Genomic DNA, 21870 nt, shown 5'->3' on the forward strand with positions numbered 1-21870 from the left:
AGTCCCCCTGTCAGGCCGAAACCAGCGTCTGCGCCGCACGCAAATCGGCACTCTTTTTAAACAGGATGCCGAGATAGGGCAGCGCCCCCCTGTCCAGGGACGAAGCATCGATGTCAGGATCCGCCAGCATGGCACGCAGCCAGTTCAGCAATTCGCGGGTGGCCGGTTTTTTCTCCACCCCCTCGACATCGCGCAGGCGGTAGAATGCGGCAAGGCAGCTTTCCAGCAGACTCCGGTCGAGATCGGGGAAATGCACCGCGACGATGCGCTTCATCATCTCTGCGTCGGGAAAGGCGATGTGATGAAAATTGCAACGGCCGAGAAACGGGTCCGAAAGATCCTTCTTGGAATTGGAGGTAATGATCACCACCGGCCGGTGACGGGCCGTGACAGTCTTGTCGATCTCCATGATATCGAACTGCATCTGGTCCAGCACATCGAGCATGTCATCCTGGAAATCGGTATCGGCCTTGTCGATTTCGTCGATAAGCAGCACCACCCGCCGCTCGGCGGTGAAGGCCTGGCCGATCTTGCCCATGCGGATGTAATCCTCGATGCAGCTGACATCGCGGCTGGAATCGGAGAAACGGCTGTCGTTAAGGCGCGTCAGGGTATCGTACTGATACAGCGCCTCGACCAGCTTCATGCTCGATTTGACGTTGAGCACGATCAGCGGCATATCCAGGCTCTCGGCGATGGCGTGGGCCAGGCGGGTCTTGCCGGTCCCGGGCTCGCCCTTGAGCAACAGCGGCAATTCGAGAGCTATCGACACGTTGACGATTTTGGCCAGTTCATCGTCGAGCACATAATGCGAAGCGCCATTGAAAGCGTTCAGAGAAGGGGTTGTATTCATCTGCAGACTCCTTGGTGAAAACGATCGCGACTCGCTGCTGGCATCGTAACAGGTGGCAGAGCCCTGACTGTCAGCACATGGACAGTGACCCGTAGCGATGACTCAGGGGGTTTCATCCGCGCGCCGGTCAAAACGCAGCCGCGCCAGTTGCCGCCAGTGCCGGATCGCAAACAGGCCGATGGCGGCAACCGCTCCCAGGGTATCAGCCAGCATGTCCTTCTGCGCGTCCCAGATATCCCCCTGGGATCCAAGCACCGCAATGCCGGCGTCCGGGTCGGCATGCACCGCGTATTGCCACTCGAACAGTTCATAGCCGGCTGCCACCGTCACGATAAAAAAAACCGGGAACAGCAGCAGAACCCCGCGCGAGGCCACCAGACGCCGGCGCAACAGCAGTTCGGCGCAGGGATAGGCATAAAATCCGACGGTGAAATGGGCCATGCGGTCGTAATGGTTGCGCTGAAAGCCGAACCATTGCGTCACCCAGTCGAAAGGCACACGCTCAAAGGTGAAATGCCCGCCGATGGTGTGCAGAAAGATCAGGCACGCCATCAGCAGGTATGCGAGATCGGAAAACCGGTATTTCCGGAAGGTCGCCGCCAGCAACACTACAATAGCCACGATCGGGAGGTTCTCGGCCAGCCAGACGCCGCGATCATAAGGCGCAATCCCCAGCACCGCAAACAGCAGCAGGTACAAACCCAGCAAAACCGCAGGCACCATCACTTTCTCCCTTGACAATATCCGGTCACGCCCGTTTCCCCTGCGCGATGCCGTCGGCCTCATTCCGCCAGCGACTCCAACTCTTCCCAGCGGGCAAAACAGGCCGTCAGTTCGACATCGAGCCGCGTCATGCGTTCTCGCAGCAGCGGCACCGCATCGCCCTGCTCCTTGTAGAAAGCTGGATCGGCGAGTTTCTCATGCAGGCCTGCCTGTTCGGTCTCGAGCGCTTCGATGCGCGCCGGCAAAGCCTCCAACTCGTGCCGCTCCTTGAAACTCAGTTTGCGGGGACGGCAGCGTTCCGGCTTACCTTTGGCCACTTTCGCCGGCACCGGCTCCGGGTCCGGCAGCGGTCTTTGCCGCAACCAGTCCTGGTAGCCGCCGACATAATCGACAAACCGGCCTTCGCCTTCCCAAACCAGGGTGCCGGTCACCACCCTGTCGAGAAACGCCCGGTCATGGCTGACCAGCAGTACCGTGCCGGCGAAGTCGGACAGCAACTCCTCCAGCAGCTCCAGGGTTTCCAGATCGAGATCGTTGGTCGGCTCGTCGAGTACCAGCACATTGGCCTCGCGGGTGAACAGCTTGGCCAGCAGCAGGCGATGGCGCTCGCCGCCGGAGAGAATGCGCACCGGTGTGCGGGCGCGATCCGGGGTAAAAAGAAAATCCTGCAGATAGCCGTAGACATGCCGGGGTTTGCCGCCCACCAGCACCGTATCCTGGTCGCCGGACAGATTCTGCTGCACCGTGGCATCGGGATCGAGCTGCTCGCGCAACTGATCGAAATAGAGAATTTCCAGATTGGTGCCAAGGCGTACCTGCCCCTGCTGGGGCTCCATCTGGCCGAGAATCAGTTTCAGCAGGGTCGACTTGCCGGCGCCGTTGGGACCGATGATGCCGATGCGATCACCCCGCAGGATGGTCGTGGTCAGATCCCGGATCACCGGGTTGTCACCGTAGCCGAAACAGACCCCTTCCAGCTCGGCCACCAGTTTGCCGCTGCGCGCGGCTTCCTGCAGCTGCAACCGCGCCTTGCCGGTACGGTCGCGCCGCTGCCGGCGCTCCTCGCGCATACGCTGCAGATCGCGCACACGCCCCATATTGCGGGTGCGTCGTGCCTTGATTCCCTGGCGGATCCACACCTCTTCCTGTGCCAGCTTGCGGTCGAAACGCTGCCACTGTTGATCTTCGGCATGCAGAGCCTCTTCCCGACGGCGCAAAAAGGTCTCGTAATCGCAGGCGAAATCAAACAGCCTTCCGCGATCGAGCTCGACGGTGCGGGTCGCCAGCGCCTTGAGAAACTCGCGATCATGCGTTACAAACACAAGCGTCAGGGAGGACCGCTTCAAAAAGCTTTCAAGCCAGTCGATGGTATCGATGTCCAGGTGGTTGGTCGGTTCATCCAGCAGCAGCATATCCGGCTCCCCCACCAGCGCGCGCGCCAGCAGCACGCGCCGTTTGACACCGCCGGAAAGTTCGGCAACAGGCACTTCGCCATCGAGATGCAGATGCGACAGAACCTGCCCCACCAGCTGTTCCAGCGGCCAGGCGCCCGATGTCTCCAGAGCCTGCTGGGAATGAAGCAGATCCGCCAGTCGGCTCTCGTCCCCGTCACGCACCTGCCGGGCCAGGCGGTGATAGTTCAGCAGCTCCCGTCCCGCGGCGCCAAGTCCGCACAGCACTTCCTCATAAACGGTTCCGGTCAAATCGGCGGGAACATCCTGCGGCAGTGTGGCAATCCGCACGCCCTGGCGACAGATCACGCCGCCGCTGTCCGGTTGCAGTTCTCCTGCAATCAGCCGCAACAGGGTCGATTTGCCGCAGCCGTTGCGGCCCAGCAGACCGATGCGGTCACCGCTCTCGATGTGTAGATTGACATCCTCGAACAGTGCCGGCCCGCCAAAAGCGAGACACACATTCTGCAAACTCAACAAAGCCATGCAAACACTCTCTTCTATCCGGAACTATTGCGCTCCGCTTATGCATCAATTTTTCAGCCAGGGCGATTATGGCAGATCCGGCGGGTTTAGAAAAGCCCCACAGGCGAGCAGCGGCGCAGCCAGCTTGACAAAATACGCCGCGCACCCGATAAACTTGAGAGAAGACCGTGATGCCGGGCAGGCCGCCCGGGCCGAAGAGGGAGAAAGAGATGCCGCACCGCAACCGCAAAACCCTTGGTACGATCCTTTTACTGACGACGGTACTGTGTATCATGGCAGCAAATACGGCTTGCCGCGACCGGACGCCCCGTCTGCAACCGTTGCCGGCCGATGCGTTGATTCTCGCCTTCGGCGACAGCCTGACAGCCGGCAACGGTGCCCCGAGGCAGGCAAGCTATCCCTCAAGGCTACAGGAACTGACCGGCTGGCGCACGGTCAACGCCGGTGTTCCGGGGGAAATCAGTGCCGAAGGGGCAAAGCGCCTGCCCGGCCTGCTGCGGCGCCACCGTCCCGACCTGGTAGTGCTGTGCCACGGCGGCAACGACCTGTTGCGCCGCATCGCCAAACAGACAACCTCCGGCCATCTTGCCGCCATGATCGACATGATCCGCCGCAGCGGAGCCCAGGTAGTGATGCTCGCCGTGCCGCAACCGGGCATCCGCCTGCGCCCCCCCGACTTTTATCGCAATATCGCAGAACGTTACCGGATACCGCTGGAAGAGGAGGCGTTGCCCGCAATTCTGAGCGACAACACCCTTAAAAGCGACCCCATTCACCCCAATGCCGAGGGCTACCGACGGCTTGCCGAAGCGGTCGCCACCCTGCTTGCGACCAGCGGTGCCTGATCACGGCCCCGGAGGCGCAATCGCCCGGGTGGGGCAGACACGCGCGCATTCGCCGCACTTCAGGCAATCGCGGTCACCGATAATGCCACGAGCCTTGTCCCTGACGACGGGCAAGGACAACGGGCAGGACTTTTGGCAGGCCCCGCACCCGACACAGGCCGCCGCATCCAGACGCCACCGTTCGCGGTGACCGCCGACCGCCATCTGCAGGGTTCCGATGGGGCACATGGCACACCAGGCACGCGGCCTGAACACCAGGGCAAGCGGCACGCCGATGAGGGTCGTCAACAGGCACATCTCCCAGAAAACATGTCCCCAGTGCAGCGGGTCGCCGGCCGCGGCACCGATGCGCCAGACCATGTAGCCGATCATGGTGACCGAAACCAGAGGCCGCCATTTGATGCTGCGCAGAAACGGCGGAATCGGACGCCGGCCGCCGATCAGCCGCAGCCAGCTGTCGAAAAAAGCCCCCCGCGGGCAAAGATGACCGCAGAACCAGCGGCCACGGAAAAACCCCGTGACAATGGCGGAAACCATGACTGCCGGCACGATAAATCCCAATAACGGATATTTCCACCCCAAAGCCAGAACCAGGGGCACGACAAGACCCAGAGCCCATTTATAAGGGGCTCGCAGGGCGGATGAAGCGGCGTTACGCATCAGGACACTCCTTTTAATATTTTTAAATCATGATATTCGGATTTAAATATGTCGTCAAGCCCAAAAATTCCTCGGCCAGACAAGGCCGCCGAGCCGCCCTCTGATTTGGAGCTTCGCATTGCCGGTGGCGACCGCTATTTTTCTGGCTCCCAATAGGCAGCGCCGGCTTCGCCGGTAGCGAAAACCTGCAAAAAGTCCCGTTTCATGCTGATGTCCACGATATCGTCTCCTGCCAGATCCCGGCATAGGCCGGCCTCCCCGTTGCCCTGGCATGATATCGTCTTGCCTGCCGCGCCATAGGCGTATTCGCGTTCGGCATCGTCATGATGCAACAGCAGTCGCAAGGTCGCTGGATAGGGTGCGGCATGGGTGGCGGCAAGCATGGCGCAATCGCCGTCGCTGTTGCCGATGGCCAGGATCGGATACTGACCGATGCGGTAGACAATGTTAAGAGCCTTGCCGCGACGCAGGTTGACAGGCTCCAGTTCCCGTGCCAGGCGATAGTAAACCGGCTTGCCGGATGCAAAATCGACATCCAGGGCCACCAGGGTACCGATGAAGCGGACCGGCGGCAGTGCCGCCAGTTCCGGCTGTTCGGCACACAACAGGCGCACCAGGGTCTGATCCGAGCCGGAAAGCACGTAGACAATAAAATCGTGGCGCAAAAGATAGTCGACCAGCTGCAGCATGGGACGGTAGAAAAGCTCGCGATAGGGAAGATCAAACCGGGGATGGCGCTGGTCCCGCACCAGTGTCTGAAGCCTGGCGCGAAATGCCTGTTCCTCGAATCCGGCACCGGACAGACCGAAGAACAGTTCGAAATGATCACGCCGCATGCGCTTCAATCCGTCCTGGCGGGCGGCATCGAAAGGCTGACGGCCCTGCAGCTGCGGCGCGGCGGCAGCCTCCCTGAGCAGGGTCTCAGCAATCAGCATGCCCAGCGGCAGCGGTCGCTCGCACACCAGTGTCCCGTCCAAATCGATGGTGACAATACGGTCCTGCGGCGGCACATACGCAGCATCCTCCGGATCGGTTACCTTGCGCACAAACCCGGCGATGGCCTGCCTGGCCGTACCGTCACGCCACAAAAACAGGCTATCGCAGCTCACGACCTGCCTGGCACAACCCAGGGCGGGCTGCAAAATGATCAGCCCTGCCAGCCATATCCACACAAAAAATTTACCGTTCACCATTCCTCCGCAGAGCATGATCGCAAAGAATTCTCGCCGCTTTGGTGCTGTTTCATCAGGACCAGTGCGGCCGGTCCGCCATCCATTCGGCGACAATTTCCGGCAGCCATATCGCCAACCCGGGAGCCAGATAAAAAGCAGGACGCAGCAGATCGCTGGCGGCGGTTATGATGCCGTCCCGCAGGGCCATGGCCGCCAGCTGGGTGCCGGGGTAGATGCGCAGGCCGACGGTCATCTTGAGCGCATCACAATCCAGGTGGTCGGCAAAGCGCAGGCTTTCCATGACGGTCTCCCGGGTCTCCGCGGGCCCCCCCAGCAACAGAAATCCCAAGCGTCTGATACCATGGCCCCGCAGTCGGCGCGAGACCGTATCGACATCCTCGGGGCAAAAGCGTTTGTGCATGGCCTCCAGAACCGCACGGGAGCCGCTCTCGAAACCGAGACTGACCTCCGTGCAGCCGGCTGCGGCCATGGACCGCACCAGCTTTGTGCTGACACGCCAGGGATAGACGATGGCCTTCCATTCGAAGCGCAGACCGGATGCCTGAAAAGCCTCGCACAACGCCAAAGCGTAACTCTCCGGCAGATTGAAGGTATTGTCGACAAAAAAAATCCGTCGATAGCCGCGATCCAGATACTCATGCAGACTACTGACGACCTGCGCGACCGGACGGCGACGCAAGGCGCGTCCCTCGATGGCAGCGGTGGCGCAGTAGCTGCAGTCCATGGCGCAGCCGCGCCGGGTCTGAAACGGCACCCACAAATCGGCGGACAGGCCTGGCGGAGGCAACAGCAGATCCTTCCCCGGACGCGGTATCTGCCTTGTGGACAAATCCGGGGATGTGTCGGAAATCAAAACCTCACGCGCCGGCAGTCTTCCGCGCAGCCCGGAAGGGCTTTGCCGAGGCTGCAGGCGCTGAAGAAGTTCCACGAAGGAAGCCTCCCCCTCCCCGCAGATACCATAATCGGCACGCAAATAATCGAGGGCGCGCTGACCGAAGACACTGAAACCGGCTCCGCCAACAATGACGGGAGCCCGGCTGTAACGATGGCAGAGCGCGACGGCCTGCCGGGCGCTCTCCAGAAAGAAAACCGGCCGTTCAAGGCTCTGGTTATCGACATTGCGCACCGACAGACCAATGGCGTCGGGTTTCAGGCGGGACAGCAGGGCGGGAAGACGCAATCCCAGCTCGCCGGACCGCAGACTGACCTGCCACACCGCGTAACCGGCGCGACGCACGGCAGCCGCCACACAGGCCATCCCCAACGGCGGCACCAAAGGCCCGGGCGCCGCATCCTGGATGTGCATCAGCAAAATTTTCATTTCGCTTCCCTCGCGCAACTCCGTCCCCCTGCCATTTCGCACGGGCGGAGCGGACAATAAGCGGCTACATCATAAACCAGATGCCATTGGGTTGCCAGCTGTTTACCCTCAGGAAATTAATCCTGGCACATGGCAATAAAAACATTTTTTGACCGTTGACAAAAGGGGCGGCCAGGGGTTATTTATAACCTTTAAAGTAATATTTCAGGAATACGCGCCGTGATCATTACCCGAGCAACCGAATACGCGATCCGTGCCGTGCTTTTCATGGCGGCAAAACCCCGGGAGGAAATCGTCCTGAAAAAGGACATCTGCCGGGAGCAGGACATCACTCCCGCCTTTCTGACCAAAGTCCTGCAGCCCCTGATCAAGGAAGGCATCGTCGGCTCCCATCGCGGCGTCGGCGGCGGGTTTTTCCTGGCGAAGAATCCAACCGACATTACCCTGCTCGACGTCATCAGGGCCGAGGAAGGCCCGATCTATCTCAATCTCTGCCTTGCCGATAAAACCAGTTGCGAGCGCGAATCAACCTGCCCCGTCAACCGCGTCTGGCAGAAAGCGCGTGCCGGACTGGTCGATGTCCTGGGCAGTTACAACTTTGCGCAACTGCTCGAAATGGAACCTTCCCGTGAAAACAGCGGAGCTTCGGAGACAGGCAAAACCGGACACTTTTCACACGGGCCCCACGGCTCCGCCACCGGCCTGGACAGCCGCCCCGGGAGAAACGATTGACATTTCCCGGCCAGTCCTTTAGAGTTTGCGCTACATAAAAGCTGTCTTTATCAAGAGTGGTGGAGGGAAGGGCCCTGCGAAACCACAGCAACCGATCCGACAGTACGGATGCCAGGTGCTAATTCCTGCCCCTGATAAAGGGGAACGATGAGGATGGAGCCGTCAGCAACAGCACGCATTCGATCGTTACGGCCCCTTCCCATCACCGGGGAGGGGCCGTTTTGCATTCCGGGAAGGTTTGTTGATCTTGGAGAATTCTTCTGTAGGCATCGTCAAAACCCGAACCGTCGATTTCGACGGCGATCTGCGTCTGGAAAGCGGCCGGCTGCTCGCCGCACCCATCACGCTGGCCTACGAAACCTACGGGCAACTCAACGCCGAGCGCTCCAACGCCATCCTCGTCACCCATGCCTGGACCGGCAATGCCCATGCCGCCGGCAGACATGCGGACGATGACCGCAAGGCCGGTTGGTGGGACGATATGATCGGCCCCGGCAAGGTGCTCGACACCAGCCGCTACTATGTGATCTGCAGCAATGTGATCGGGTCCTGCGGCGGATCCACCGGTCCGACCAGCAAAAATCCCCGCACCGGCCGACCCTACAACCTGAGTTTCCCGGTGATCATGGTACGCGACATGGTGCGCGCCCAGAAACGCCTCATCGACCATCTCGGTCTGCGCACCCTGGTCACGGTCATCGGCGGCAGCATGGGCGCCATGCAGGCCCTCGAATGGGGAGTGCTGTATCCCGAGGTGGTGCGTTCCGTCATTCCCATAGCCGGCACCGGGCGCACCTCGCCCATGGCCATCGCCCTGAACGCGCTGGCGCGCCAGGCGATCTTCAACGATCCTCTGTGGAAAAAAGGCAATTACCGCCCCGAACACCCGCCCGCGGATGGCCTGGCGCTGGGACGCGCCATCGGCCACATCTCGTTTCTTTCCAACGCCTCCATGCACCTGAAATTCGGCCGGCGGTTTTCGGCCCGGGACGGCATGTTCGATTTTTTTGGCCAGTTCGAAGTCGAGCGCTATCTCGAGTACAACGGCCGGGCCTTTATCGACCGCTTCGATACCAACGCTTTTCTGTACCTGGCCAAGGCCCTTGACCTGTACGACGTTGCCTGGAATTTTGAAAGTCGGCAGCAGGCCCTGGAAAGAATCCGGTGCCCCTCCCTGTGGTTCGCCTTTTCCTCCGACTGGCTGTACCCGCCCCATGAAGCGGAAGAGGTGATCGATATCCTGCGAGGACTCGGCAAGCCGGTGGAGTATCACCTGATACAGTCCGACTACGGTCACGATTCCTTCCTGGTGGAACCGGAAAAGTTCACCCATTTCATCACCGGGTTCCTCCAGCGCCTCGGCGTCTGAACCGAAACCGCCAGTGCCCCGCTGATTATTTCTTGCGTGGCGGGCTGAAAAGGTCGAGCTGATCGAACCGATAGTCCTTGACTTTGAAGGGTCGCGGCAAAAAACGGGGGCAGCTGATGACGAGGGTGCCTTGCGACTGCCGGCAGTCGCGCAGGCAGCGGGCACACAGAGGATTGGGAGGATTTTGTCGGGAAGATGAATTGCGCACGGATGGTTCCTTTGACGTTGATTCACCGCTCCATTCTACCAGCAGCCCGGCGTGGCGGCAACCAGACAAAATCGATGAAACCAAAAAAGGGGGGAGCGGACCGCATCGGGCCGCCCCCCTTTATCTATCATGCCAACCCGTCAATATTCCGATGGTATTCCTGCAGGCTGTGCAAAACGTCGCGCCCCGCCCGCTTGGCCGCAATCCCCTTGGCAGCGGCGATGGCGGCCGCCGTGGTGGTGATGTACGGCACCTTGTAGCGGATGGCGGTCTTGCGGATGTAGGAATCGTCGTGCGCGCCGAGCTTGCCGACCGGGGTATTCACCACCAGCTGAATTTCGCCGTTCTTGATGGCGTCGGTGATGTTCGGCCGGCCTTCATGCTCTTTGAGAATCGCGCCAGCCGCTACGCCGTTTTCCACCAGGTAACGGCAGGTACCTTCCGTGGCCTTGACGGCGAAGCCCAGTTCGGCGAAACGCCGCGCCGCCTCCAACCCCCCTGCCCGCTCGCGCTCCGACACGCTGATCAATACCGTGCCGCTTAGCGGCAGGCGGGCGCTGGCCGCTTCCTGGGCCTTGAAATAGGCCAGCCCGGCGTTTTCCGCCATCCCCAGCACCTCGCCGGTAGAACGCATCTCCGGACCGAGTACCGGATCGACCTCAGGGAACATGCTGAAGGGGAACACCGCCTCCTTGACCCCGAAATGCGGAATCGGACGCCGCTGCAGATCGAGATCCTTCAGCTTCGCACCGAGCATCACCTGGGTGGCCAACCGCGCCATGGGAATATTGCATACCTTGCTCACCAGCGGCACGGTGCGGCTGGCGCGGGGGTTGGCTTCGAGAATATAGACCCGGTCATCGGCAATAGCGTACTGAATGTTCATCAGGCCGACCACGCCCATCTCCACCGCGATCTTGCGCGTATATTCCTCGATGGTATCGATATGTTTCGGCGGGATGCTGACCGGCGGAATCACGCAGGCCGAATCGCCGGAATGAATCCCCGCCAGTTCGATATGCTCCATCACCGCCGGCACAAAGGCGTCCGTGCCGTCGGCAATGGCGTCCGCCTCCGCCTCGATGGCGTTCTCCAGAAACTGGTCGATGAGAATCGGGCGTTCGGGCGAGACATCCACCGCCTTGTCCATGTACTCACACAGCATCGCCTCGTCATGCACCACCTCCATGGCCCTGCCGCCAAGCACGTAGGAGGGCCGCACGATAAGCGGATAGCCGATACGCGCGGCAATCTCCAGTGCCTGCTCGACGGTACTGGCCATCCCCGAGCGCGGCTGGGGGATGTTCAGCTTCTGCATGACGCGGTTGAACTGGTCGCGGTCCTCGGCCAGATCGATGGTGGCGGGCGAGGTGCCGATCACCCTGATGCCGTTGGCCTCGAGCTCCGCCGCGAGGTTCAGGGGCGTCTGGCCGCCGAACTGCACGATCACCCCCTCGGGCTGCTCCTTGCTGTAGATGGACAGTACATCCTCTACCGTCAGCGGCTCGAAATAGAGTTTGTCGGATGTGTCGTAGTCGGTGGAAACCGTCTCCGGGTTGCAGTTGATCATGATCGACGAAAAACCGAGCTCACGCAGGGCAAAGGCCGCATGCACGCAGCAATAGTCGAACTCGATCCCCTGTCCGATGCGATTCGGACCGCCGCCCAGCACCATGATCTTGCGACCGCCGCTCACACCGACCTGATCGGGTGCATTGTAGGTCGAATAATAGTAGGCGGCGTCCTCGACCCCGCTCACCGGCACCGGCTCCCAGGCTTCCGCCAGCCCCAGAGCGATGCGCCGGGTGCGCACCTGCGCCTCGGGAATACCAAGAATTTTCGCCAGGTAACGGTCGGCGAAACCATCCTTTTTGGCGCGGATCAGCAGCGCGTCAGGCAGCAGGCCGCCCTTGCACGCCAGCAGCTGCTGTTCCAGCTCCACCAGCTCCTGCATCTGCTCGATAAACCAGCGCTTGATGCGGGTCAGCCGGTGCAGTTCGTCGATATCGGCCCCCTTGCGCAAAGCCTCGTACATGAGAAACTGCCGCTCGCTGGTCGGCTCGCTCAGCGCATCGAGCAACTCCTGCAATGGGCGCCGGTTGAAATCCCTGGCGAAGCCCAGCCCGTAACGGCCGGTTTCCAGGGAGCGGATGGCCTTCTGCAGGGCTTCCTTGTAGTTCTTGCCGATGCTCATCACCTCGCCCACGGCACGCATCTGGGTGCCGAGCTTGTCCTGTACACCACGAAACTTCTCGAAAGCCCAGCGGGCGAATTTAACCACCACGTAATCGCCGCCCGGCGTGTATTTTTCCAGGGTCCCTTCGCGCCAGTAGGGAATTTCATCAAGCGTCAGCCCGGCCGCCAGCAGCGCCGATACCATGGCGATCGGAAATCCTGTCGCCTTGGAGGCCAGAGCCGAGGAGCGCGAGGTGCGCGGGTTGATTTCGATCACCACCACCCGGCCGGTCGCCGGATCGTGAGCGAACTGCACGTTGGTGCCGCCGATCACCTCGATGGCCTCGACGATATCGTAGGCATACTTCTGCAGGCGCTGCTGCAACTCTTCGGAGATGGTCAGCATCGGCGCGGTGCAGAAGGAATCACCGGTATGCACCCCCATGGGATCGACGTTCTCGATGAAGCACACGGTGATCTTCTGGTTTCTGGCGTCGCGCACCACTTCCAGTTCCAGCTCTTCCCAGCCGAGCACCGACTCTTCGACCAGAACCTGCCCGACCAGGCTGGCCGCCAGGCCGCGGGCCACCATGGCCTGCAGTTCTTCCATGTTGTAGACGATACCGCCGCCGGTGCCCCCCATGGTGTAGGCCGGACGCAACACCACCGGCAGCCCCATGCGGGAAGCGATCTGCTCCGCCTGTTCGACACTGGTGGCGATTTCGCTGCGCGCGACCTCGATTCCCAGGCGAGCCATGGTATCCTTGAACGCCTGGCGATCCTCGCCACGCTCGATGGCATCCACATTGACCCCGATAACCTTGACTCCGTAATTCTCCAGCACCCCCTTGCGGCTCAACTCCAGGGAGAGGTTGAGTGCCGACTGGCCGCCCAGGTTGGGCAACAGGGCGTCGGGACGCTCCTTGGCGATGATCTCGGTGATGGCGTCCACATTGAGCGGCTCGATGTAGGTCACATCCGCCATCACCGGATCGGTCATGATGGTGGCGGGATTGGAATTAACCAGCACGATTTCGTAACCGAGTCCCCTCAGGGCTTTGCAGGCCTGGGTGCCGGAATAATCGAATTCACAGGCCTGACCGATAATGATCGGCCCGGAACCGATGATCAGAATCTTGTGGATGTCCTCGCGTTTGGGCATAGGTGCCTCCCTTCAATACCCTGCAGGTGAAAAGATCGCCTCGGAAAATATTTGCGTCAAAAAACAGCATAAAAAAAGCTAACCACGATCTGGTTAACCTCGTCTTTGCCGGCAGGCAGCCCCCTTGTCCCTGAATCAGCCGGTCAACCCGGCCGGTCCAGTGAATGTATGCACTATTTCAAAACCCGGATGTCACTCAAGTACAAAAGTGAAACAACCTGCCTGAAGAAAAAGCCGCGCTTCTACCGGACACGGTCATGCCCTGTCCGTGGCTTCCCTTTGTAGTCCCTCGCATTTTTCATGTCAAGAAACTTGTTTTAATGGTGCTGTCTCAAATTCCGCACCATGAATCGTCCTGACGAAAAGGCCGCTCTGCGAAATTTTCCCGGCAGAGCGGCCCTGAAAGTTCGAGACTGCAAGATTGATATCCGATTTATCCGGCAGTTATGGCCCGCCGTGCGGACGACTTGTCCTGTTTGAGCTTGAACTGGGCAATAAGCGCCTGCAGACCGGCGGCCTGGCTGGACAGTTCCTCGGCCACGGCCGCGTTTTCCTCGGAGGTTGCCGTGTTCTGCTGGGTCACGGAATCGATTTGCGCCAGCCCCTGGTTGACCTGAATAATGCCCTCGGCCTGCTCCTGTGAAGACATGGCCATATCTCCGATCAGATCGGTTACCCGGGTGATTTCCGCCACGATTTTCTCGAGGGCGGCCGCAGCCGTGCCGGCGATCTCGGTGCCGTGCTCGGTCTTTTTCACCGATCCCTCAATAAGCTCGGCGGTCTCCTTGGCCGCCACCGCGCTGCGCGCTGCCAGATTACGCACCTCTTCGGCAACGACGGCAAACCCCTTGCCGTGCTGGCCGGCACGGGCCGCTTCGACCGCGGCGTTCAGGGCCAGCAGATTGGTCTGAAAGGCTATCTCGTCGATAACCTTGATGATTTTGGAAATATCCATACTGGAGGCGTTGATATCCCGCATCGCGGAGACCATCTCCATCATCTGGACCTTGCCCGTTTCCGCCACACCGCGGGCATTGTCGGCCAGGCTGTTGGCCTGAACGGCATGGTCGGCGTTGCTGCGGGTCTTGGATTCAAGATCGTGCATGGAAGCGGTGATCTGCTCCATGGAGCTGGCCGATTCCGTGGCCCCCTGGGAGAGCGCCTGACTGCTGTCGGCAACCTGGCCGGAGCCCGAAGCGATCTGATTGCTGGCCTGCTGAATCTGCGCCATGAGGGCGTTCAATGCCCGGTTGGTGTTCGCCAGAGGCTCGCGGATCAGACCTGCCGCTTCAAAAGTGAAATCCCCCTCGGACAGACGCTGGAACGCCTCCAGAATCTCATTGCCCAGATTGTCGGCAAACTTGTTCATGGTGGCTGCCAGTTCGCCGATTTCATCCCTGCCGCGGATGGTAAGCCGCCGATCCAGCCGGCCCGATTCCAGATCGCGCAGCATCTCTACCGCCTCCCCCAGAGGCTTGCTGATGGCGCGCCCGCCGCAAACCGCGCCAATCACCGTGCAGCCGCCGGCGACCAGGGCAATCACGACGATCCATCGGGCCATGGTGTTGAGATTGCCGTTGACACCGGCGATCAAAGCCTCGATATCCCTGGCGTCGTATTCAGCCACAATCGCCCAGTCCCAAGGTTTGTAGTAGGATACGACACCTATTTTGGTGGCTGTCTTGCCTGTATCGTCCTTGAGAACGTATTTTTCCACAAAGGTTGGAATGCTGCCGGAAGCGCTGTTCAGTGAAGCTGCCTTTTCAACGATGTTGCGAATGTAGGCAGAACCGTTCGCGTCCTCAGCCGACAACAGGTTCTGGCCTTCGACAGCCTTATCCCTGGCCAGCAGAACACGGCCCTTCTGATCAGCGGCCGCGCCCACCACGTAAACCTGCCCGGAGCGGCCGACGACGATATCGAGAATCCCCTTGCGCAGGCTTTCGACGTTTTCCTGCTTTTCCCCGAAATACAGCATCCCGATCACGCGACTTTTCTGTTTGTCCCAGATCGGCTTGTAGGCGGTAATGTACCAGTCGTTCACCACAAAGGCCCGCCCCACGTAGGTTTTTCCGGCCAGCACGGCCTCCGTTATGGGGTTGGATCTGCCGTCACGCAGCGCCGGGATGAAGGTCCCTATGGCACGACGGCCATCCTCCTTGAGCACGTTCGTGGCGACCCGCAGCATATCGCCTTCCTCGTTCATGCGCTGGAACACGGTGGCGGTGCCGCCGACCAGTTCGAAGACTTTGTCCACCAGCGGCGTTTTCACCTGGGCCTCGGTATTTATGCCGAGCCACTCGCCACCCATATGCATTTTCGGAAGTTCCACGGCAATCTGCTGGCCGGTGAACTGGTTGACGGCATCCCAGGCTACGGTCTCGCCGGCCAGAGCAATGCCGCCGGCACTGTCCAGAACTTCCTGGGCAACGTTCAGGTTCGCATGCACCTGCTTGGTGACGGATTCCGCCATGGCCTGGGACATCAGATAAATGTTCTGGGCGACCTTTTCGCCCTCCTGCGCTGCCAGGGTTTCAATTTCACCGTCGATGCGTTCCTGAAGGACACCCTTCTGGTACAGTGCCACACAGACAATGCTCACGGCGGTCAAAAAAATCAGCAAAACGCCGCCAAAGGTTATTTTCCCCTGAATTTTCACGATGCGTTACCCTCCTGAAAAGAAAACCACATGCAAGTCTGCGAAAAGGTGTCGCCACAACGGTAAAATCGAATATTCAGTTATTTGCCGACGCATGGTATCAAATCCGGCAAACAGGAGCAACTACTTAAAATTATTCACTTCTAGCTGGTTTCCATCCGGAAACGGCCCTTTTCCGCCGTGGCGGCGTCAATCCGCAGGCTTGCTTGTGCGGCGTACCGATGTACGCCTCCGCGCAACCCCTTGATTTCCTTGCCACAACGAAAAATTGCTCGTTTCCCATATGAAAACTACGCTGTATCCATCCGGAGTTTCCGGATGGATACTAGCTGGAACCGCACGGAAAGTTTTGCGATTTTTCTCATGGTCCTGCCATGGCCAGGGTCTTCCATTTGCCACTGCGATAACGCAGATAAAACACCCCGCTGAAAATTAGAAGGAAGGCGATCAGCGCCAGCCACGCCGCCTGGGGCGGCAACGCCAGCACCCGCAGGAACAGCGCCAGCACCGGCACCAGCAGCCAGTGCAGGGCCACCGAGGCGCACATGGCCCAGAAGGTATCGCCCGCGCCGCGCAGGGCGCCGCTGAAAACCAGCATCACCGCATCGGCCAGCACGTAAAACGCGGCCAGGCGCAGCATGCCGGTGGCCAGCGGCGCGGCCTGGCTGAAAATAGCGTCGGCCTGGTGCGGCTCGAACACCGCCACCAGTTCCGCCGGCAGGGATACGAACAGCACCAGGATCACCAGCGAATAACTGCAGGCCATTTTCAGCCCGGAGCGGGTGGCGCGCGCGGCGATATCCGGGCGCCCAGCACCCAGATAGCGGCCAACCAGACTGACCACCCCGATCTGGATACCCAGCAGCGGCACGAAGGAGACCAGGTCCCAGTTGAAGACAATGGTCACTGCCGCCGCGGTCACCAGGCCGTGAGCGTGAAACAGCATGATCATGGAGGTGAAGGCCAGCAGGTTGAGAAACATCTCCACCCCGGCCGGGGAGCCGAAGCGCAGCAGCTTGAGCATCACCGCGCGATCGAAACGCAGCGCCGCCAGCACAGCGTATTCACGGCGGTTCCGGCGCCCCAGATAGGTGGCCAGCAGCACCAGCAAGGCACAGAAGCTGCCCATCAGGGTGCCGTAGGCAGCGCCCCGCAGCCCCAGAGGTGGCACGCCGAGCCTGCCGAAAATCAGCACATAGTTGGCACCGACATTGACCAGCATGGCGGTCATGGCGGAGAACATCACCACCCGCGTATGGCCAATACCGGAAAAAAAGCTGCTCAGGCAGCTGCGCAGCAACACCAGAACAGCCCCGTAGAGCAGGATGTCAAAATATACGCGCTGCTGCAGCGCCTGCTCCACCGGCAGATCGGCGAAACGGAAAAACGCGTGGGCCAGCGGCCGCGCCGCCAGAATCAGGGGGGCGGCCAACAGCGAAATCAGTGCCGCCTGGCTGACCACCAGAGCGCAATGGTCCCTGCGCCCGGCACCAAGGTACTGGGCCGCCAGCGCCGTCACGTAGCCGGTCAGACCGATAAAAAAGGTCATCATCATGAAGGCGGTCAGGCCACCGGACATGGCCGCGCTCATCGGCACCGGACCAAGGCGCGACAAAAACACCCGATCGGTAAAAATAAGCGCCGTTTCACAACCATGGGAGATGACCATCGGCAACGCCAGGGTGATCATTTCCCGCAGGCCGCCCTGGCCCGGGGGATCGGTTACGTGGGTCTGCATGTCGTTCTAAATCCTGTTCTGATTCGGGTCCCGGCAGTCTGCGGAACCCGCCAATCCGGCGTCAGCCGCCGGTCAACCAAGCCTGGCAGTCCCAGTCCAGAACACGTTCAAGCTGCCGTATCTCAAATTCATATATGGATTGCAGGTATTGCCGCTCCCGCTCCGCCATTCCAGAGGCATATGCCCGCGCATGCACCCTTTTGATTTTGCCTTCTGCTGAAACGCTCACGCCCAGAAATGCGCACACCTTCCGCATCGTCTCCCGCGGGTCGTGTTTCAGATCCTCATTTTTAAGGATCAGAATCTGATCTTTCGGAAAAAACTCCCAGAGCCTGCGCAACTGCTCCAGATAAAAACCCCTGTCAACGTAGGAATAACGGCGGTTCTGGTAAGGCAGGGAGGACCGGCACCGTTCCTGTTCCCTGTGGAGCGCATCCCAAAAGGACAAAGGTTCGAGCTGCTTCTGGCGCTGCATATTCCAGTGGGAATAAGCCCTCTCGATGGGATTGCGCAGAAGCACGATCATTTTCATCTGCGCGTTGTATTCCCAGATCCGCCTGGGCGCATCGCGCCAATACATATAGCTCGGCGTCGCTTCGCCGACAATTTTATGGGGTGCACAGGGATCGAAAGCGGCATGATAACGAGCGTAGTCGGGCCTGTTTTTTCGAAAAAAATCCTCGTTGTCGAAAAAGTGCACCTCTTTTTTCCGGGCCATGCAGATTTCTGGATGTTCCCGCAGGCAGGCATCCAACGCCGTGGTACCACCCTTCTGGGTGCCACATACAATAAAATCCACAAGCCGGACGGTGTTTTTCCCCCAGGGAAACCACCGCCCGGCCTTCAGTCGCTCGATTGAATAGCGCATCCATCAACCCCAAAACCCTGCGATGCATCATTTGCAGCGCAGCGCATCAACAGCAAAGCCCGGCCCGTCAACAACCATCGGGACCGGGGAATTCACGACGAGGGTAACAAACACCTGAAGCCTTTATCATCCTTTGCCACCGGCGGCAATCGAAAACTGGCTGCCCGCTGGCCGGGCCTCAATCATTGCAGACCGGCCCGGGAACACTGATATTGTTGAGAGATTTGGCGATTCGCTCTCTCTAAAACCGGTATCTGAAACCCGCGCCGACCAGATTGGAGCCGCCGGACACGCCGTCAAACAGACCGAACACCCCGGAACGGTGATGCACCCTCAGAAAATAGTCCCAACGAGGATGTTGCGGCAGGCAAAACGCCAGCTCGAACAGCAGGTAGTTCAATAATTGCGAGGTCCGGCCATGTTTTTCAACCTCGATGGCCGGGTCGCGCGTGGCATAGGACAGCCCTTCACCGACGGCGAAACTGGTATCCAGGTAGCGGTCCCAGGGGAAAGGCAGCCAGCGAAGCACCACCAGGGCGTTGACTTCGAAATGATTCATCAGGTCGAAGTGTTTGACGAGCTGCCCCTCGGCCTCCAGACGCAGATAGTGTCGGTAGCCGGTCAGTTCCCGGCCGACAAGCAGGGCCGCGGCGTAGGAATCGGCGTATTCGCGGTCGGACAAAACCTCCCGGAGCGTATCGTACACCGCCCTGCCGCCGTAAAAGCCGAGGGACCAGTCCGCCTCACCGTGCGCGGTTCCCCCACCGAAAAAAACCAGCAAGACTCCCAACGACAGAAGCACCCTTCTCATAGGCACGCGCATCATGCTCCTTTCTGGCGATAGCGGATCCCCGCTTTGCACATAAATGGTAGAGCCAAAAAACCGGACATAGCCAAACCGGCAGACCACACTGCGTTCATCATCCATGGCAGCATCGGTTGACAGAAACCCGCCAGGAGCGCCACGGGCGGGGAGCATCCCACCACCGGCGAACCGAAACTGCACGATAGTCTTATTTTACACCAATGCTCATGCGGTGGAATACCGATCGATTGATGGGCCTACCGGCGGCTCGAAATTTTTTTCGGAGAGGGCCAGTTGTCAGATGCGACGTTCCGCAGGGAGAGCCTACGTTGCCTCGTGCCTGACCGTAACCGAACGCTGCATCGCCCACCCCTCACACACCCTGTAGAAAAAAATTGACGGGGAGGAATCAAAGGCCTACAAAGGATACTAATAATATTTTTCCATGGAATAACTCATGATCACGAAAATTCCTGAAATGCTGTCGGTATTTTACCGACCGGCGAACGGCACCCTTCCCGGAGACCGTGCCAGAAATACGCAGCCGTCAAACCTTACAGGAACATGGGAAGAGAAGTTCTTCAAAAGTGGAGGAAGCGAAGTTCCGGAAGACTGTTTCTTATCAGCGAGGTGGGCATGCGAAACGTTCTAAAAAAAGGGAAAATCCGGCTTTTCAAAAAAAACAAATGGTTGCTGTTTGCTTCAGTATTCCTATTGCTTTTATCGCATGCAGGGCTGGTGAGCGGAGGCGATCTTTTGGTAACGGGCAGCGACACCTTCGCCTATCCAAGATCGAGGATCCCAGAGCCGATTTCCCCCATGGGTACGGTTATAACCAACTTCACGAACTATTCCGCGGCCACCTTTCCCTGTGTCACGGGGGTTTTCTATGTATCGCAAGCTGCAGACTATACGGCCAACCTGCGATCTACCATTGCCAATGGCATCTATATTTCCCTTGGCCCCTTTGTCCCCTCCGCCACGAGCGCCCCTTCCACCCCGCTGTCCGATGTCATGTATTTCATCCAGAACGGAAACAACACGACGCTTTCAAATATCGACCTGCAAGCTGGAACCCTGTATTCATACATTTTGGTTTATAACGGGTCTCTTTCAGCGTCATTTGCATTCACTTTATCGGGGCTGGGGGATATTCACGTTCCAGGTTCGGATGAGGCCAGATTTCTCACCCACCTGCTTCCGGCCGTCCGCGATATCCTGACGACCAATGTTCGCCTGATTGGTCAAAGGCAGGACCTGAACAGAGGTCTGGCTTCCGGCGATGAGTTTCTCGGCAATGGCCACCTCTGGATGAAACCCTTTGGCTCGTGGGCCGATCAGGGCGACCGGAATGGCGTGGCTGGTTACAGCGCCGACACAACGGGCCTCGCTATCGGCGTGGAGGGCGACGTGGCCACATCGCTGAATATCGGTGGCGCTTTCATGTACGCCAGGAGTGACATCGACAGCGATGACAGCATGGCAAAGCAAGGCGTGGATGTCGATCTGTATCAGGCTGTGGTATACGGCAGCTATTTATTCGACGATCGTTCCTTCATCGATTTCCAGGTTGGCGCAGGCCAACATAAAAACAAGGGGTATCGGCAGGTCGTATTTTTCCCTGACTTCGCTGCGTCGGATTACGATGGCCGTTCCTACCATTTGGGAGCCGCCCTGGGGAGAGTTTTCCCGTTGTCGAGCCAGACCCGTTTCGTGCCGTCCATCCGCGCCGATTACCTCTGGATTGAGAATGATGGCTACCATGAGACCGGCGCCGGTTCCTTAAATATGACCGTCAGAAGCAATCGGGCAGAGGCCTTGATTGTCGGGATTGATGGCAAGTTGGTGCACCAGTTGAATCCCCGGATGTCCCTTGTTGGTGACCTGGGTGTCGGCTACGACACACTGAGCCATCGAGAAAGTGTCACCACGGTTTTTGCAGGCATTCCTGATGCCCCCTTTATCACAGACGGAATCGATCCAGAACCGTGGGTGGGTCATGCCGGCCTCGGTGCTATCTATAAAATAAAGGACCGCCTTGATATCAATGCGCGCTACGACGTGGATTATCGCGAGCACTTTTTCAATCAAACCGCATCCATGAATCTCCGTTGGATGTTCTAAAACAATAGCAGGCCCGGGGTCTACCATCGGAATCAGCAGATGGCGGGTCACCGGCCATGGTCCTCTTGGCTTGCAGCCCTCAAAAACCCAGGAGTCTGTCGGACTATCCGGGTCGAAGCGAAAATTTGGATGTTTGAGAACAGATTTCAGCTCGTTTCCCATATGAAAACTACGCTGTATCCATCCGGAGTTTCCGGATGGATACTAGTTCGTTTGAAGGTTCATAGCCGTAGCTGTGGGCTGAAAAGGAGCTGAAATATGGGCCAAACAGCCGAATTTGCAGCCGGCGCATGGATAGTTCGACAGCCTCCTAGAGTAAGAAAAAAGGTATTACTTTGGAGGCAGCATGAACTTGCGAGACCGAATCGCCGGCTATACGCATTCGCGCGCCGGAAACCAGCAGCAAGCCTCCCAACGACAGAAGCACAGTCCGAATCAACATAAGCATTATCTTTCTCGCTGCTGGCAAGACAAAACTGATCCTGCCGGCGCAGAAGT

At 59.4% G+C, this 21870-nt stretch carries 16 protein-coding genes and 1 riboswitch; of the genes, 4 read left to right on the forward strand and 12 right to left on the reverse strand.

All coding sequences use genetic code 11. The features are described from left to right. Positions 1-10: 10 nt before the first annotated feature. The 3 genes from AB7E65_RS01605 to AB7E65_RS01615 form a co-directional block, all read right to left on the reverse strand. Positions 11-853 carry an AAA family ATPase gene (locus AB7E65_RS01605; protein ID WP_072286318.1) on the reverse strand — a complete coding sequence of 281 codons (843 nt, stop codon included), beginning with the start codon at positions 851-853 and terminating at the stop codon, positions 11-13. Between the two features lie 102 nt (positions 854-955). Further along, complete coding sequence (locus AB7E65_RS01610; RefSeq protein ID WP_072286319.1) at positions 956-1576, reverse strand: DUF2238 domain-containing protein; 621 nt, start codon at positions 1574-1576, stop codon at positions 956-958. 59 nt (positions 1577-1635) lie between these two features. After that, positions 1636-3513 carry an ATP-binding cassette domain-containing protein gene (locus tag AB7E65_RS01615; RefSeq protein WP_428745147.1) on the reverse strand — a complete coding sequence of 626 codons (1878 nt, stop codon included), beginning with the start codon at positions 3511-3513 and terminating at the stop codon, positions 1636-1638. A 209-nt stretch (positions 3514-3722) separates the two neighbouring features. Here AB7E65_RS01615 and AB7E65_RS01620 point away from each other — a divergent pair, with 209 nt between their 5' ends. Beyond that, positions 3723-4358 carry an arylesterase gene (locus AB7E65_RS01620; protein ID WP_072286321.1) on the forward strand — a complete coding sequence of 212 codons (636 nt, stop codon included), beginning with the start codon at positions 3723-3725 and terminating at the stop codon, positions 4356-4358. Here AB7E65_RS01620 and AB7E65_RS01625 read toward each other — a convergent pair whose 3' ends face one another. The 3 genes from AB7E65_RS01625 to AB7E65_RS01635 form a co-directional block, all read right to left on the reverse strand. Continuing rightward, entirely contained in the window at positions 4359-5018 is a 660-nt protein-coding gene (locus AB7E65_RS01625; protein ID WP_072286322.1) for a 4Fe-4S binding protein, read from the reverse strand. 134 nt (positions 5019-5152) lie between these two features. Next, on the reverse strand, positions 5153-6211 hold the full coding sequence (locus tag AB7E65_RS01630; protein WP_428745148.1) for an HAD family hydrolase: 1059 nt from the start codon (positions 6209-6211) through the stop codon (positions 5153-5155). 52 nt (positions 6212-6263) lie between these two features. Next, positions 6264-7532, reverse strand: a complete 1269-nt coding sequence (locus AB7E65_RS01635; RefSeq protein WP_428745149.1) for a B12-binding domain-containing radical SAM protein — start codon at positions 7530-7532, stop codon at positions 6264-6266. Between the two features lie 219 nt (positions 7533-7751). On the opposite strand from AB7E65_RS01635, the gene AB7E65_RS01640 reads away from it, so the two are divergent. Then, entirely contained in the window at positions 7752-8264 is a 513-nt protein-coding gene (locus AB7E65_RS01640; protein ID WP_428745150.1) for an RrF2 family transcriptional regulator, read from the forward strand. A gap of 44 nt (positions 8265-8308) precedes the next feature. Continuing rightward, a riboswitch (SAM riboswitch) is annotated at positions 8309-8418 on the forward strand. A gap of 93 nt (positions 8419-8511) precedes the next feature. Further along, positions 8512-9633, forward strand: a complete 1122-nt coding sequence (metX, locus tag AB7E65_RS01645) for a homoserine O-acetyltransferase MetX (protein WP_320361099.1) — start codon at positions 8512-8514, stop codon at positions 9631-9633. A gap of 25 nt (positions 9634-9658) precedes the next feature. Here metX and AB7E65_RS01650 read toward each other — a convergent pair whose 3' ends face one another. The 6 genes from AB7E65_RS01650 to AB7E65_RS01675 all read right to left on the reverse strand — a co-directional run bounded on the left by AB7E65_RS01650 (position 9659) and on the right by AB7E65_RS01675 (position 19260). Continuing rightward, entirely contained in the window at positions 9659-9841 is a 183-nt protein-coding gene (locus AB7E65_RS01650) for a hypothetical protein (protein WP_072286325.1), read from the reverse strand. Positions 9842-9968: 127 nt separating this feature from the next. Continuing rightward, positions 9969-13178, reverse strand: a complete 3210-nt coding sequence (gene carB, locus AB7E65_RS01655; RefSeq protein ID WP_320361098.1) for a carbamoyl-phosphate synthase large subunit — start codon at positions 13176-13178, stop codon at positions 9969-9971. A 433-nt stretch (positions 13179-13611) separates the two neighbouring features. After that, on the reverse strand, positions 13612-15837 hold the full coding sequence (locus AB7E65_RS01660) for a methyl-accepting chemotaxis protein (protein ID WP_072502106.1): 2226 nt from the start codon (positions 15835-15837) through the stop codon (positions 13612-13614). 361 nt (positions 15838-16198) lie between these two features. Beyond that, positions 16199-17575 carry an MATE family efflux transporter gene (locus tag AB7E65_RS01665; RefSeq protein ID WP_428745151.1) on the reverse strand — a complete coding sequence of 459 codons (1377 nt, stop codon included), beginning with the start codon at positions 17573-17575 and terminating at the stop codon, positions 16199-16201. A gap of 61 nt (positions 17576-17636) precedes the next feature. Then, positions 17637-18443: a sulfotransferase domain-containing protein gene (locus AB7E65_RS01670; protein WP_428745152.1), complete on the reverse strand. Its 807-nt coding sequence runs from the start codon at positions 18441-18443 to the stop codon at positions 17637-17639. Positions 18444-18684: 241 nt separating this feature from the next. Next, positions 18685-19260 carry a hypothetical protein gene (locus AB7E65_RS01675; protein WP_320361958.1) on the reverse strand — a complete coding sequence of 192 codons (576 nt, stop codon included), beginning with the start codon at positions 19258-19260 and terminating at the stop codon, positions 18685-18687. A 624-nt stretch (positions 19261-19884) separates the two neighbouring features. Here AB7E65_RS01675 and AB7E65_RS01680 point away from each other — a divergent pair. Beyond that, positions 19885-21372 carry an autotransporter domain-containing protein gene (locus AB7E65_RS01680; protein WP_428745153.1) on the forward strand — a complete coding sequence of 496 codons (1488 nt, stop codon included), beginning with the start codon at positions 19885-19887 and terminating at the stop codon, positions 21370-21372. Positions 21373-21870: the final 498 nt, after the last annotated feature.

Source organism: Syntrophotalea sp. (assembly GCF_050253115.1).
Classification (GTDB): domain Bacteria; phylum Desulfobacterota; class Desulfuromonadia; order Desulfuromonadales; family Syntrophotaleaceae; genus Syntrophotalea; species Syntrophotalea acetylenica.